This window comes from Acinetobacter sp. CWB-B33, assembly GCF_039655955.1.
In the GTDB taxonomy this organism is placed as follows: Bacteria; Pseudomonadota; Gammaproteobacteria; order Pseudomonadales; family Moraxellaceae; genus Acinetobacter; species Acinetobacter bouvetii.
Window position 1 is genome coordinate 72478 of sequence record NZ_JAGFEU010000002.1, and the last position, 14198, is coordinate 86675.

At 46.0% G+C, this 14198-nt stretch carries 18 protein-coding genes; 14 read left to right on the forward strand and 4 right to left on the reverse strand.

From position 1 onward, the window contains the following. Positions 1-28 precede the first annotated feature (28 nt). The 11 genes from JZ784_RS06635 to JZ784_RS06685 all read left to right on the forward strand — a co-directional run bounded on the left by JZ784_RS06635 (position 29) and on the right by JZ784_RS06685 (position 7572). A complete protein-coding gene (locus JZ784_RS06635) occupies positions 29-973 on the forward strand; it encodes a hypothetical protein (RefSeq protein ID WP_005007886.1) in 945 nt (314 codons plus the stop codon). Between the two features lie 89 nt (positions 974-1062). Beyond that, a complete protein-coding gene (locus tag JZ784_RS06640) occupies positions 1063-1473 on the forward strand; it encodes a ribonuclease E inhibitor RraB (RefSeq protein ID WP_005007888.1) in 411 nt (136 codons plus the stop codon). 231 nt (positions 1474-1704) lie between these two features. Beyond that, positions 1705-2151 carry an SRPBCC family protein gene (locus JZ784_RS06645; RefSeq protein ID WP_005007889.1) on the forward strand — a complete coding sequence of 149 codons (447 nt, stop codon included), beginning with the start codon at positions 1705-1707 and terminating at the stop codon, positions 2149-2151. Between the two features lie 8 nt (positions 2152-2159). Continuing rightward, positions 2160-2507, forward strand: coding sequence for a DUF488 family protein (locus tag JZ784_RS06650; RefSeq protein ID WP_005007891.1), 348 nt, complete (start codon positions 2160-2162; stop codon positions 2505-2507). Positions 2508-2686: 179 nt separating this feature from the next. Beyond that, positions 2687-3031, forward strand: a complete 345-nt coding sequence (locus JZ784_RS06655; protein ID WP_005007894.1) for a zinc ribbon domain-containing protein YjdM — start codon at positions 2687-2689, stop codon at positions 3029-3031. Positions 3032-3141: 110 nt separating this feature from the next. Continuing rightward, positions 3142-3507 (forward strand): hypothetical protein, encoded by a 366-nt coding sequence (locus JZ784_RS06660; protein ID WP_005007896.1) that lies wholly within the window; start codon positions 3142-3144, stop codon positions 3505-3507. 233 nt (positions 3508-3740) lie between these two features. Then, a complete protein-coding gene (locus JZ784_RS06665; protein WP_005007899.1) occupies positions 3741-4076 on the forward strand; it encodes a YegP family protein in 336 nt (111 codons plus the stop codon). 121 nt (positions 4077-4197) lie between these two features. Then, positions 4198-4857: a DUF2939 domain-containing protein gene (locus JZ784_RS06670; protein WP_346314317.1), complete on the forward strand. Its 660-nt coding sequence runs from the start codon at positions 4198-4200 to the stop codon at positions 4855-4857. Positions 4858-4982: 125 nt separating this feature from the next. Then, entirely contained in the window at positions 4983-5417 is a 435-nt protein-coding gene (locus tag JZ784_RS06675; protein WP_005007902.1) for a nuclear transport factor 2 family protein, read from the forward strand. 559 nt (positions 5418-5976) lie between these two features. Continuing rightward, entirely contained in the window at positions 5977-6381 is a 405-nt protein-coding gene (locus JZ784_RS06680; RefSeq protein ID WP_346314674.1) for an NUDIX domain-containing protein, read from the forward strand. Between the two features lie 117 nt (positions 6382-6498). Next, positions 6499-7572 carry a DUF1176 domain-containing protein gene (locus JZ784_RS06685; RefSeq protein WP_346314318.1) on the forward strand — a complete coding sequence of 358 codons (1074 nt, stop codon included), beginning with the start codon at positions 6499-6501 and terminating at the stop codon, positions 7570-7572. A 58-nt stretch (positions 7573-7630) separates the two neighbouring features. Here JZ784_RS06685 and JZ784_RS06690 read toward each other — a convergent pair whose 3' ends face one another. After that, positions 7631-8398, reverse strand: coding sequence for a hydroxymethylpyrimidine/phosphomethylpyrimidine kinase (locus JZ784_RS06690; RefSeq protein WP_346314319.1), 768 nt, complete (start codon positions 8396-8398; stop codon positions 7631-7633). A 95-nt stretch (positions 8399-8493) separates the two neighbouring features. On the opposite strand from JZ784_RS06690, the gene JZ784_RS06695 reads away from it, so the two are divergent. Next, positions 8494-9162: an HAD family hydrolase gene (locus JZ784_RS06695; protein WP_346314320.1), complete on the forward strand. Its 669-nt coding sequence runs from the start codon at positions 8494-8496 to the stop codon at positions 9160-9162. On the opposite strand, the gene JZ784_RS06700 is transcribed toward JZ784_RS06695, so the two are convergent. Beyond that, the gene (locus JZ784_RS06700; RefSeq protein ID WP_130144256.1) at positions 9159-9641 is read right to left on the reverse strand and encodes a hypothetical protein; all 483 of its coding nucleotides are present in this window, start codon (positions 9639-9641) and stop codon (positions 9159-9161) included. The two genes, JZ784_RS06695 and JZ784_RS06700, sit on opposite strands and share 4 nt — an antisense overlap. Before the next feature lie 224 nt (positions 9642-9865). Here JZ784_RS06700 and JZ784_RS06705 point away from each other — a divergent pair, with 224 nt between their 5' ends. Further along, a complete protein-coding gene (locus JZ784_RS06705; protein ID WP_346314321.1) occupies positions 9866-11035 on the forward strand; it encodes a low temperature requirement protein A in 1170 nt (389 codons plus the stop codon). A gap of 93 nt (positions 11036-11128) precedes the next feature. Beyond that, positions 11129-11542 carry a TM2 domain-containing protein gene (locus JZ784_RS06710; RefSeq protein ID WP_213073136.1) on the forward strand — a complete coding sequence of 138 codons (414 nt, stop codon included), beginning with the start codon at positions 11129-11131 and terminating at the stop codon, positions 11540-11542. Between the two features lie 202 nt (positions 11543-11744). On the opposite strand, the gene JZ784_RS06715 is transcribed toward JZ784_RS06710, so the two are convergent. Both JZ784_RS06715 and JZ784_RS06720 read right to left on the reverse strand, forming a co-directional pair. Continuing rightward, positions 11745-12353: a DUF805 domain-containing protein gene (locus JZ784_RS06715; RefSeq protein ID WP_346314322.1), complete on the reverse strand. Its 609-nt coding sequence runs from the start codon at positions 12351-12353 to the stop codon at positions 11745-11747. Between the two features lie 175 nt (positions 12354-12528). Beyond that, positions 12529-13812 carry a ribonucleotide-diphosphate reductase subunit beta gene (locus tag JZ784_RS06720; protein ID WP_005007934.1) on the reverse strand — a complete coding sequence of 428 codons (1284 nt, stop codon included), beginning with the start codon at positions 13810-13812 and terminating at the stop codon, positions 12529-12531. Positions 13813-14198: the final 386 nt, after the last annotated feature.

The window sequence follows — 14198 nt, forward strand, 5'->3', positions numbered from 1 at the left end:
GTGAAATTCCTCATGCTGAGGAGCAGCGATGCCGTATCCGTATATTATGTTCATTGCACTGCTGGCTGTGCTGACAGCATTATTGCTGTTCACTTGGCAGCAGCTGAAAAAAAGCCGTCAATTATCAAATGCCTTGCAGGACAATTTAGCGCATGCCCGCAATGAGCTGAACCTGCATGAGCAGCAGGCCAATGAGATGAAATATGATATGACGCAGCTGCGGATTCAGCTCAGCGGCTTAAAGGTTTCAGTCAATCAGCTCAGCCAGTATCAGCATGTATTAGATATCGAAAAATATGTGATCACCCGCCGCCTGCAGGCCGACAGCTTTATTGAGCTGACGAAAATGAACGCTGAAATCATGCTGAATGAGATCAAAGAGCAAATCGCGCAGGTCAAGGATTTTTTAACAGCGCATCAGCACACAACCCAAGCCTATATCGAGCAAAAAGCGCAGGAAAAACTCAAAGCCTATTGGGGGCAAGCGCAGGCGCTACAGGAGCGCGATGACATTATGCAGGCGCTGGAACGGAAAATTAACGGCTATCAGCAGCATTATTTTGCCCCCATTCAGCATTTGCAGAAACAGCTGATTGACGGCTACAGCGGCTCAGATGCCGCGCAGCATTTACTGCTGCTGCGCGCCCAAATTCAGGAAGCGAATCATGCCGGGCGGGTTGCCGAATGCCATTATCTGGATGAGAACCGCTGTCAGGCTGCGATCGCATTGGTTGCATTGGTGTTTAATGCAAAAGCGGATTTGTATTTGTCATTGCTGAATGGCGAAAATGTGGGCCAGCTGCTGCAGGAACTGCGGGATGATTATCAGCTGATCAACTTTCATGGCAATCATTTCAGCCATGTGCAGCTGCACGAGTCATATTTAAATTTAAGGCTGGAAGAGCTGAAGTTTATGGCCTTGATGCAGGAAGCGCCTGACCGCCAGACACTTGAGCAGGATGAAGCATGCTGATCGAAAAATGCTGCGCAATAAATCTCCAAACAGCAGCAAATTTCGGCTAATCTAAAAGCGGCACAACAAAAGCAGAATAAGGACAATATATGACACGCGATTACCAGCAATTCCCAGACGATGATAATGGCAATGTATTATGGCAAATGCTTGAAGATGGCGATGATCTGAGCGTAGCGCATGAAATTGAATATTCCATTGCCTTTCAGCATGAAGAGAAAGCTGACCAATGCGCCATTTACCTGCTGAAAGAAGAACAGAAAATCAGCCTGTTTGAAGATGAGGAATCGGGTGAATGGATCATTACCATTTATGTGTATATGGAACCCGAATATGCCGATATTGTCGATTTAGAAGAATGGTTTACTAAAATTGCAGGGCAGTTTTCGGGTGAATATGACGGCTGGGGCTGCATGGCTTATGTATATGACGATGATCTGGAAGAGGATGACGAAGACGCCGCATTCGATGCTGAAAATGCAGACGGAAAGCTGAATTAACCGTTGGCGCTGCAGTTAAATGAAAGCCTCGCGCTGAATCGCCAGGCTTTTTTTAATCTATCCTGCATCGGTAAAAGCGCAGCAGGCTCCTGTCTCCAGTCAGATGTAAAAAATGATTGCGGTTCAATTATCCTACAGAAAAGCGCTGGATCATTTTTAGGCAGGCGGATAAATTGATAGCAATAGCGCAAGCGCATGACATCATGAATATGATGACCGTGGAGAAAAACAATGAAAAATACCGTACAGCTGCATCGCGTTTTCAGTGCCCCGCCAGAGCGGGTGTTCCGTGCATTTACAGACCCAGACGCTTTAGTGAAATGGATGCCGCCGCATGGTTTCAGCGCGCATGTTGAGTATGCTGAAATATCGACAGGCGGCAGTTACCGGATGCATTTCACTAATTTTTCTACGGGAACCAAGCATTCCTTTCATGGCAAATACCATCAGGTGATACCAAATCAGCTTTTACGCTATACCGATCACTTTGACGCGCCCGAATTGGCGGGTGAAATTGAAGTGACTATTGAATTAAAAGAAGTCAGTGTGGGAACTGAAGTTAGAATTACCCAAACGGGGCTGCCTGACGTGATCCCGGCCGATGCCTGCTATTTAGGCTGGCAGGAGTCGCTGCAGCTGCTGTCTTTTTTAGTCAACCCTGCTATTCCGGATGAGTAAAGCGGTCTATGGATATACAGATTAAACGGATTTATGACCCTGCTGATGCCGCAGACGGCAAGCGGATCTTAATTGACCGCCTTTGGCCCAGAGGCATAAAAAAAGAACAGGCGCTGCTGGACGGCTGGCCTAAAACATTGACGCCCTCCAGCGAATTGCGCAAGTGGTATCACCAGGATATTGAACAGCGCTGGACCGAGTTTCAGCAGCGGTATGCGGCGGAACTGGCCGGACAGCACGAAGCCATGCAGCAGTTGCGTGATTTGGCGCGTCAGCATAAAGTGACGTTGCTGACAGCCGCTAAAAATGCTGGAAAAAGCCATGCCGATGTGCTGAAGAAAATATTAGAACAATAGGCAATCCTTTCGGCTCTATTGAGACAGCGTAGCACAGAGGAAAACCTCCCGTAAGCGGAATAAAACCTTAAAATATTTACGTGATTTAAGTGGCTGAAAATTAAAAGTGTTATAGTACGTGCTTTGAGCGCTGCGGCGGCTCTTTTTCTTTTTCCGTTTTTTCTTTTTTTGAGGTTGCCATGTCTTTACCCCTATGCCCAAAATGCCAGTCAGAATATGTCTACGAAGATGGTGATTTACTGATTTGCCCTGAATGTTCATATGAATGGAAAGAGGGCGAGGCCGCAGATGGCGATGCGCAAAGCGTGATCAGCGATGCCAATGGCAATGTGCTGGCTGACGGCGATACTGTGACTGTGATTAAAGATTTGAAAATTAAAGGCTCATCTTCTGTGGTTAAGGTGGGCACTAAAGTGAAAAATATCCGCCTGCTGACCGATGCTGCCGATGGCCATGACATTGACTGTAAAATTGACGGCATTGGCGCAATGAAATTGAAATCTGAGTATGTAAAAAAAGCGTAAGTGAAGTTTCAGCTGCATTGCTTTATAAATGCGCTGTTTGAAGCAAATCATTCAGCGCACACTGCTTTGGCAAGGCATAATAGCCTGAAACATTTAAGAGGACTGTGACCATGCCGCATATCCATTTGGAATATTCTGAGAACCTTCAGCCCTTTGACGCCAAGCCTGTTCTGACGGCTTTAAACCGCGCTTTTTTTGAATCTGGCCATGTCAGCGATTTATCCGACATTAAAAGCCGCGCAGTGTGCCAGCAAGCCTACGTGATTGGTTTGGGAGAAGACGTCGGTGAAGCGTATCTGCATGCGAAAGTTTCTTTATTGACTGGCCGGAGCATCGTGGTGCAGCAGGAAATTTCAGCGCTGTTGTTGCGGGTGCTGCAGCAGCAGGTGCCGGCCCGGGACAATTTGCGCATTCAGGCCTGTGTAGAAATGCTTGAAATAAATAAAGAAACGTACAGCAAGCATATTTTAAAATAAAAACAACAAAACAAATGCAGCATCTGCTGCATTTGTTTTGACTTATTTTTTTATTTAATTTTTTGAAAAATAACAATATTTGTGGGTTGTTCCTGACCGGTGTGAAATGCCTTGAGCTGAAATAAAAAGTATTGTTTTCTTTGATAAATTTCAATTATATTCATAAGAATAGAATAATTTTTAGACAATATAATTCTATCGAATATAAACTTTATAACGAAAAGAGGTGTGAGATGGCGGGGTGGTATGAACTTAGTCAGGCAAGTGACGGGCAGTTCCGTTTTGTGCTTAAAGCAGGCAACGGTGAAGTCATTTTGACCAGTGAATTGTATAAAGCCAAAGCTTCAGCGCACAATGGGATTGAATCTGTTCAGAAGAACAGTTCAGACGATAGCCGTTATGAACGTTTAGAGGCGAAAAACGGCAAGCCGTATTTTAATTTGAAAGCGGCCAATCATCAGATTATTGGCACCAGTCAATTCTACGGCAGTGAGCAGTCGCGGGATAAAGGCATTGAATCCGTTAAAAATAATGGCGGCAGTGAAACCATTAAGGATTTAATTGGTTAATCAATCGCTGTTGTGCAGGCAGGATGCAATCACATATCCTGTCTGTATGAACGTGAAAAAGCATGTTTCGGCATGCTTTTTTTTTGCATTATTGAGGGCAATGCTGGAGCCAATACAGAACATGAAAGCTTTAAAAATTGCACTTGCCGGCATGGTCATGGCCGCGCTCATCCTGTTTTTTGCTTCGCCTTATTGGGTGCTGTATCAAATGAATCGGGCGTATCAGCAGAATGATGCTGCCGGAATTGCCAAATACATTGATTTTGACCAAGTCAAAAAAGGTTTGAAACCGCAAATTGAGCAAAAACTGAATGCAGCAGCCGGACTGGAGCATTTGCCTGGCGCTTTGCAAAAGTGGGGCCTTCAATTGAGCAGTGCAATCAGTGCTCAAGCCGTCGATGCAGCGGTAAATGAGCGCACCATATTTTTATTAATGCAGGGCAAGGGGCTAAAAGAATCCTTGCAGCAAAGCCTGACGGAGAATTCTGCGGCAATGCCTGAATCAATCCGCAATCTGCTTGCGCAGCAGGCATCAGCAGCCAGCCAATTAGAAGAAATTGAGCAAGACCTTGCCCAGTCTGAAATTGATGCGCAAGGAGCAGCGGAACAGACCATCCCTGATGCTCAGGGAACACGGCCTAAACCCAAGATGAGAGCGCATTACACAGGCCTGAACCGTTTTGAAATCGCTGTGCCGAATGATGCGGGCAAGATAACGCATGTGGAAATGCGGCGTTCTAATCTCAGCTGGAAAATAGTGAATATCCGTTTGCCAAATTAATTTATAATATATTCGCAAGTTTAATATGCTTTTAAACTAAAAGTAATAATAGATCTACAATACAGCCAGATTTGGCAACTATTGCCAAAAAAACAGGAACTCTTTAAATATATGGGAGGGACAGAGTGAAAATAACGGGTGATCAACCTGCGGGACTTGAAATTCTAGCTGTCTTAAACAGTTGGGATAAAGCCATTTGCAGCTTAGATATGAATCAAATTGCGGAGCACTGCGCTGCAGAGGTCAATTTATTTGATGTGACGATGGAACTGCAAGGGCTTAGCTCTTATCAAAAGGTTTGGAGCTCATACGAGGACTATTTTAGAACTGGCCTGCGGGTCTTCCGTGATCAGCTGAATATACATGCTGAGCCGGATATGGCATTTGTGCATGGTTTTTGCAAAATTGATGTTGAAAGCGGTAAGCCGACTCCTGGCGTTGTCTGGTGCAGAACGACCATTTGCCTCAGGAAAAAAAGTGGAAAATGGAAAATTATTCATCAGCATGTTTCTTTGCCGCATCCTGTTGAATCGATAGTGTCGATGGAGTGGGATATCTAGACCGCGCAGCAGATTTTATCAGTTTAAAATTTCGGGCTTATCGGCCATGCGTTTGAGTCCGAATTGCGCATATCTCCTGTACATGTATTGCTGTTGGCGCACAGGGGATATGCGCGCCTCATTGATTGAGGACAGCTCAATGAATCATCAAAAACAAGCGGCATGAACATCCAGCAAAAATAAAGCCGCAGCCGAAAATACGGACTTCAACTTTCAGTTCCTTTCCTCACTGGCTGTGAATGGCCGCCAGCAAAATGCAAAAGTGCGGCTGCAGACTCCTGCCCAGCATATTCCGCTTCCAGAATAACAGCAGCATCGGCTTTGATGCAGGCCAGCTGCCGCACAGCACAGCGGGTTTAGCTTTGGAGAGTTTTGACGCGATCAATAAAATATCCATGTCATGAGCGAAAATGATTCAGCGCAGTTTAAGGCCTTGCTGCAGGTTTTAATGCTGATCGGGCTGGATGCCGCAAGGCTGAAACTGGAGCAGATGAAATAAATGCATGAATATCGGACAATGACAGGCTGGGTCTTGGGTTAAGTTGCAGAGGCAATGATGATGGGGTTTCATGATTTTTATCGAATGAGTGCGCATGCAGTCATTGTCAATGCGCAGCATCAGGTGCTTCTGCTCAAGGCGAATTATGCGGATCATGCGTGGGGCCTGCCTGGCGGCGGTCTAGATATGGGCGAGACCATTCATCAGGCGCTGCTGCGGGAGTGTCAGGAAGAATTAGGCTGTGCAGTCGATGTTGCTTATTTGTCCGGCGTTTATTTTCATGCCGCGGTTTGTTCACATGCCTTTATTTTCCGCTGCGTTTTGCCGGAAAATGCGCGGATTCAGCTGAGCGGAGAACATTCAGCCTGCCGCTGGTTTGTCTTGGATGAGTTAAGCGCGGTACAGCGCATCCGGGTGGACGATTGCTTGCAGTTTGATGGCGCGGTGCGCAGCAGGAGTTTTTAGCCAAAGTGTAAAATATGAATGCGTTGTATGGCAGGCGTCTGAAATTTTGTATTGAACTTTGATTGCAAGGCATTGTTCAGTATTCTGAGAGAATGTCCAAAAATTGAGGGTGCAGCCATGATGATACGCCATAAGCCTTTGCCGCTGCATCTTGCCCTGAGTTTTGCATTTTTCAGTCTGTACAGCGTCAGCCAACTCAGCGCTGCGGAAAGCATTTCAGGCATTCATTTTCTGCATAAGGATTGGGAGCTGGCCTGTGACAATACCGGCACTTGCCGTGCTGCGGGCTATCAGGCCGATGATCATTTAGAACGGCCAGTTTCTGTATTGCTGCAGCGGGCTGCTGGAGCAAATGCGCCAGTCACGGCTCGGGTAAAAATAGATTCAGCGCACTTGCCGGCACGCGGAACACGCTTGGCTGTGCGTATGCTGGGGCGCAGCTATGGCACAGTGGCAATTCATGAGCAGACTGGAGAAGGCAAGCTGTCTGCAGTGCAGACAGCCGCATTGCTTCAGGCTGTGCAAAACGCAGCGCCCATCATTTGGACAGCAGAGCAGACGGAATGGGCTTTGTCACCAGCGGGCGCCAGTGCGGCGCTGCTTAAAATGGATGATTATCAAAGGCGGATAGGTACTGCTTCTGCGCTGGTCCGCAAAGGTCAACAGTCCAATGCCGCGGTTTTAAAAATGCAGCTTTTGCCGCTGGTGCAAATTAAACGCTATAGTCCCAGCATCGCGAAACATTTGAGCGTAAATTCAGCGCAAGCCAAACAGCTGGCAGTACAGCTAAAAAAATCGGTCAATAAAGACAGCTGCTGGACGCTGTATGAGCAGAATTATTTGCCGGAAGATCAAATCACGATATATCCGCTGAACCGTCAAAATGTTGTGGTCGAAGCGCCGTGCTGGCGCGGCGCTTATAATTATGGATATGGCTATTGGGTGATGGACAGCGCATTGCAGCAAACCCGCCAGCTGGTGACAGCATCAGGCTCCAGTTTTAGCGAAGGGCAAATTTTTGCGGCGCAAAAAGGGCGCGGCCTGGCCGATTGCGGTTCGCAAGAAGAATGGGCGTGGAACGGCAGCCGTTTTGTGCAAACCTACAAAGCCATTCAGGCGCAATGCAAAGGCTTTGCGGGCGGCGCTTGGCAAATGCCTGTGTTTATTTCAAAAGGACAGGCTACACAATAAAAAAGCGCCCATTTGGGGCGCTTTTTTTGATTTGAGATGCAGCCAGCTATGCTTGGAGCTAAAAGCGCTTAGGAATTTTCTGCCCGTTTGGCACAGGTGTTTCAGCATGCTGCAATACGCCAAAAAGCCAGATTTCGGCATGATGCACGGCTGTTTTTACATCATCCCCTAAGGCCAGCCGTCCTGCAATATAGCTGGCCAGCGAGCAGCCGGAGCCATGGTATTCGCCGTCCAAACGCGGGCATTGGGTTTCCGACACCAACTCACTTTGAACATATAACGCATTGCGGATGAACTCGGGCGTATCTTCATGGCCGCCTTTGACCAATACGGCCTGAGCGCCCATGGCAAACAGTTTTTGGATTGCCCGCTGCAGATCCTGTTCACCGGTTAAAGCCCGCAGTTCGATGGTGTTGGGCGTAATCAGCGTGGCCAGCGGAATCAGTGCCGCAAAGGCTTTCACCAGAGTATCCTGATCGCCTAATGAGCCGCCGCTATTGGCCACTAAAACCGGGTCTAAGACATATAAATATTGCGGCTGTTCCTGCAAAAATTCTGCCAGCGCAGCAATATTGTCCGTGGTACCCAGCATGCCGGATTTCACGCATTTGATTGGCAAATCTTTCACGACGGCATGCGCCTGCGCCAGCAGCAGCTCTTTAGAGGTCGCGCTGAAGCCAAAAACCTGCTGTGAGTTTTGAATGGTCAATGCTGTACAGGCAATGGCGGCATGGGCGCCGCTTTGGCCAATGGCTTCAATATCCGCCTGCAGCCCAGCGCCGCCAGAGGGGTCTAAACCGGAAAAGCACAATACGGTTGGCCGCATAATGGAATCCTTCTGATGCAAAATTTGGGTTAGTATAGGCAAGTTTCAGGCAACACTCGAGTGCATTTTGCAGAGTGGCGAATAAGGTGCAGGGCGTGATTAAAAATATATTGATTGATTTGGATGGAACGTTGACAGACCCCAAAGTCGGCATTACTGCATCGGCGCGTTATGGGCTGGAAAAAGTGGGGCATCCGATTAATGAGCATATCAATATCGACTGGATTATTGGCCCGCCGCTGAAAGCATCACTGGCGAAAATTCTTAATGTGGCGCTCGATGATAACTTGGCTGAGCAGGCTTTGCTGGGGTATAGAGAGCGCTTTTCGGTCACCGGCCTGTTTGAAAATCAGGTCTATCCGCACGTGCCGGAAACACTGGAAGCCTTAAAGCAGCAAGGCTTTAAACTGTATGTCGCGACAGCGAAACCAACCGTCTATGCCAAGCGGATCTTAGAGCATTTTCAATTAGCGCCGTATTTCAGCCGGATTTACGGCAGCGAGCTGTCGGGTGAGCGCACCAATAAGGCAGAGCTGATTGCCTATATTTTAGAGCAGGAACAGCTGGCCGCCGCAGAATGCCTGATGGTCGGAGACCGTGAATATGATGTTTTAGGCGCGCGCCATAACGGCATCGACAGTATAGCTGTGACTTATGGTTACGGCAGCGCCGCGGAATTGGCGCATGCGCAGCCGAAAAAGCAGATTGAGTCCTTTGCCGATTTAGCCGCGGTGATTCCACTGTTTTGCAGCCAGCCGGTTTAAAGCGAGGGACTGGTTTTTTCAAGTGACAGTACGGCAGCCAGTGCAATCAGATACAGCACAATCAGTCCGATCATCATCATGCGGAACGTGCGTGACGCCTTTACGGGCAGCTTTTCATGCGCTAAAGCTTCACCATTTTTGAAAAATATTTGCACCATGCGGGCATTGGCGCTTAATGCAATTTCACGGATGGCTTGAATTTCAATGCCATCCAGCTGTGCTTCTGTCCGGTCCATCAGCTGAATAAAGACAATCGGCTGTCCAAATTCATTCCATTTTAAATTGGCCTGCTGCAGGAGCTGTGCAAAATGATGTTCAGCAACGGGGTAATTCACGGCAAAACTGTCTAGGCTGTCAAAGGAAATGGGGCACATTTCTTGCGCAAGCAGGGTTTGGCTGGGCGACAGCAGCGACATCTGCTGCTGTGCAATCTGTACCCAAAGCGCCTGCGGATACAGTTCTAAATAATCTTGAATCATTTATTATGGAATTGGTTTTTATTTTAAAGCAGTATGTCACTGATTTTTTGATAAAAGAAGTTATTTTAAGTAAAGCTGCCTTAATTGGATTGCCTTTGCAGCCAGCAGTGTGAAGAGCAGGCAGCAATTGGAACAGAAAAAACTATTTATTTTGTAAGCCTGCTTGTTTCTTCGAATTTAATTTGAAAAAATTTGCCTGAATCCATGAATCGTCAGAATAACAAATGCCAAATTTTTTTTCATTCGCTCATGCATGGCTCAAGCCGATTGCGCCGCGTGACCCGCATGAGAAGCACCGAGTCGCAACTTCTTTAGAGCTGCTGTTTGATTTAATTTTTGTTGTGGCGATTGCGACTGCAGGGCAGCAGCTGCATCATGCCATCATTGAAAATCATTTGGCGCATGGCCTGACTTTGTATGGCATGGTGTTTTTTGCACTGTGGTGGGCGTGGATGAATTTCAGCTGGTTTGCTTCAGCTTATGACAATGATGATGCGCTGTACCGAATTTTAACCTTTATACAGATTATAGGCTCGCTGGTGATTGCTGCAGGCATTCCCAGCGCATTTCAGCAGCAGGACTTTGATGTCATTATCATCGGCTATGCCATTATGCGGCTGAGCTTAGTCACGCAATGGCTCCGTGTTGCAAAACATGATGCTGAACGGCGTCAAACGGCGCTGCGTTATGCTTTCGGCATTATTCTGGTGCAGTGCGGCTGGCTGCTGTTTCACTTTTCGCCGATACAGTTCACGGTCTATTTATTTGCGCTGCTGGCGGCCGCCGAGCTGTGTGTGCCTGTTTTTGCCGAAGCGGCCAGCCGCACGCCGTGGCATGCGCATCATATTGCTGAACGCTATGCGCTGCTGACGATTATCGTGCTGGGGGAGTCGATTGTCGGCTGTTCAATCGCCATTACCGATGCCTTGAATAATCAGCGTTTCAGTACCGAACTGATTTTTCTGATGATTGGCGGTCTGGTCATGATGTTCACCATGTGGTGGGCCTATTTTGACAGTGAGATTGCAGAAAGGCTGAACAGCCGAAAAATGGCCTTTGCGTGGGGCTATGGGCATTTTTTTGTGTTCATCAGCATTGCGGCCATTGGCGCAGGGCTGGCTGCCGCCGTCGATGTCGTGTCGCATGAGGCCCTGATCAGCTCTATGCATGAAAGCTATTTCGTGGCGATCAGCCTGATTGTGTATACCTCTAGTCTGTACATTCTGCATGAAGCGCATCATCAAAGCGGTTTGAAGAAATGGCTTTATCCGCTGACAGTGGTGATTGTGCTGTGTATTCCGCAGTTTATTGAGCCTGCGGGATATGCCATTTTTGCCATGGCGGCGGTATATGCGCTAAGGCTGATTTTATCTAAATGCTATTTGAAACGCTAAACAGATAGACGTATTTGCTTTATTTTGAGTTTGAGGATTTCATGGCATAATATTGAATACAAACATAAAAATGAAAAAATATTGAGGGTTAATATGAAAGGGCAAATATTAGATTTCTCCATTCAAAGTAATACAGGTGTGATTAGTGGCGATGATCAAAATCGTTACCAATTTTCGGGTAGCGATTGGAAGGGGCAGAGTCATCCTGCTCGAGGACAGTTTGTAGACTTTGAAATTAGAGGCTTAGGGCAAGCGGCTAATATTTACCAAATATCTGTTCCTTCTGCACTAGGTGCTCAATATGGTCAAAAAAGCCGAATTGCCGCAGCAATTTTGGCTTTTTTTCTTGGTGGATTTGGGATTCATAAATTTTATTTAGGTCAAATAGGCTGGGGAATTATTTATCTGCTTTTCTGTTGGACTTTTATCCCTTCAATCGTTGCTTTCATTGAATTCATTATTTACTTATGTACGTCAGATGAAGATTTTGCCCGTAAATATGGTTAAGTTGATAAACAATAAAAAGGCGCTAAGTGCGCCTTTTTATTGTTTAAGACCTTGGACTGGCTGTCCCTCTTGGTTCATATTGGCTTTGGTATTTGTTGCTTACCAAATAAATAAGAGGAGGTGATACTGATGCTGCTAAATTTGGAATAAGTAAAAAAATACTGCAGATATTTTCTAATCGATGAGCGCTAATGATTTGTACTTACTTTGCAGGTTGTCCCCATTGATTAGGTTCAGGTTTTGTTTCAGTTGCAAACCAGACAATCAGTAAAATTCCTCCAATTAATGGAATTAAAGCAATTAGATACCACCAGCCAGATTTATTAATATCATGCAGTCGACGAACTGATACGGCTAAACTTGGAATAAATAGTGCCAATGCGACCAATCCATACAATACAAAATCAGTTCCAATAATTGAGTCAATAATTTGAGCAATAATGAGTATGATGAATTGAACTAATGCAAAAAACCAAAATTCTTTACGGCGTGCACGCCCTGTGAAATTAGCATAATTTTTCAGGCATTTTACAAACCAATCAATCATATTAAATTCTGATTCGGACTGATCTTGATTGGAAATTTTATCAAGCTGTTGTGAAAAGTTTTGTATTGGATTGGTGCTGCCTAGTGCAGTAAATATTTGAACAGCTTTGCCTTCGGGGTTAATGTCAAAATCTACGCGGTCACCCCGTTTAGGTACATTTTGTCCTCGCCACTCAGCTCCTATAAACTCATATCGGTTTTGATCATCGGCACTGATAATGCCTGTATTGGTTTGAATCGAATAATCTAGAATCTGACCTTTCATTTTCACCTCTATTATTATGCGGTTTTTTTAAATTGATGTATTTTTAAACTGTTTTATATTATCAGAATAGTTTTAACTTAAACTGATATATTCATAACTAAATGTATTTCTAATGTTTTTATATAAAAAAAGCGGAACCAAAACGTTCCGCTTTTATTTTCACTGAAGTGATTTCCTACCAGCTCAACGCGCCGCCAGTCTGATAGTCTGTTACGCGAGTTTCGAAGAAGTTCTTCTCTTTGCGCAAGTCCATCATTTCTGACATCCATTGGAATGGGTTGTTCACGCCGGCAAACTGTTCAGGCAAGCCCAGCTGAGCCAAGCGGCGGTTACAGATGAATTTCAAATATTCTTCCATCATGGCCGCGTTCATGCCCAATACGCCGCGCGGCATAGTATCGCGTGCGTATTCAATTTCAAGCATGGTCCCTTCAAGAATCATTTGAATGATTTCTTGCTGGAATTCAGCTGTCCATAAACCTGGGTTTTCGATTTTGATCTGGTTGATCATGTCGATACCGAAGTTCAAGTGCATCGACTCATCGCGTAAAATGTACTGGAACTGCTCAGCAACACCATTCATTTTGTTGCGGCGGCCCATCGATAGGATTTGGCTGAAACCGCAGTAGAAGAAGATGCCTTCAAGCACACAGTAGAACGCGATCAAGTTGCGAAGCAGGATTTGGTCGTTTTCAGGTGTACCGGTTTGGAAAGTAGGATCGCTTAAAGACTGCGTATACTTCAAGCCCCATGCCGCTTTGCGCGCAACGCTTGGTACTTCACGGTACATGTTGAAGACTTCGCCTTCATCCATACCCAAAGATTCGATGCAGTACTGGTAAGCATGTGTATGAATCGCTTCTTCAAATGCTTGACGCAAGATGTACTGGCGGCATTCTGGGTTGGTGATGTGGCGGTAAATAGCCAAGACCAGGTTGTTTGCAACCAAAGAATCCGCAGTCGAGAAGAAACCCAGTGAACGCATAACAATAGTACGCTCATCCTCAGTTAAGCCATTTTCAGACTTCCAAAGCGCGATGTCATGGTTCATGTTGACTTCTTGCGGCATCCAGTGGTTTGCGCATCCGTCAAGATATTTCTGCCAAGCCCATTCGTATTTGAACGGAACCAGCTGGTTTAAGTCAGCGCGGCAGTTGATCATTGCTTTGTCGTCAACCTGTACACGCTGCGCGCCCATTTCCAGCTCTTCCAAGCCTGGTGCGGCATCCAGCTGTTCTAAGGCAGCAGATGCTCTTTCCATTGAATTGGTTGGATTTGATCCGCGACTTCCAGCGGTTCGAGCGGGTTGTGCAGCTGCCAGATTCGGCGATGATTGCTGTGCATCAGATACCACTTGCGAATCAACCGTTTTTTTCGGCTCGACGGGCGCAGGCTGGTGAGCTTGTGCAGCTTGTTTCGGTTCATCATCTTCGAAATCGTCCCAACTTAGGATAGACATAACAGTTCTCTCTTCGTTGCTTTATATCTTTTATGAGACATCCAGCTGTTGAAGCTAAGACATCCTACTATACGCTCATTCTGTGTAAGCAAAATTAAGTTTTGCCGATGGATGCTCTAATTTTATGCGGAAGAGCAAATATCCTCACGACTTATTTTGATTACGCTGCTGTTCCCGTATTTTGACCCATGCATAAGTCAACGGTACGTAAAAACAAACAATAAAGGAAACCACCAAGGCAACAAGTCCTAACAAGTAGTTATGGGTCATATGCGGCATGGTGGGTTCCTTTATTTATCTTTTATTTTTCAATCCTCCCTAACCCTCCTTTGAAAAAGGAGGGAACTCCAACTCTCAAAAGTATAGGAGTCTCCCTTTAAAAAGGG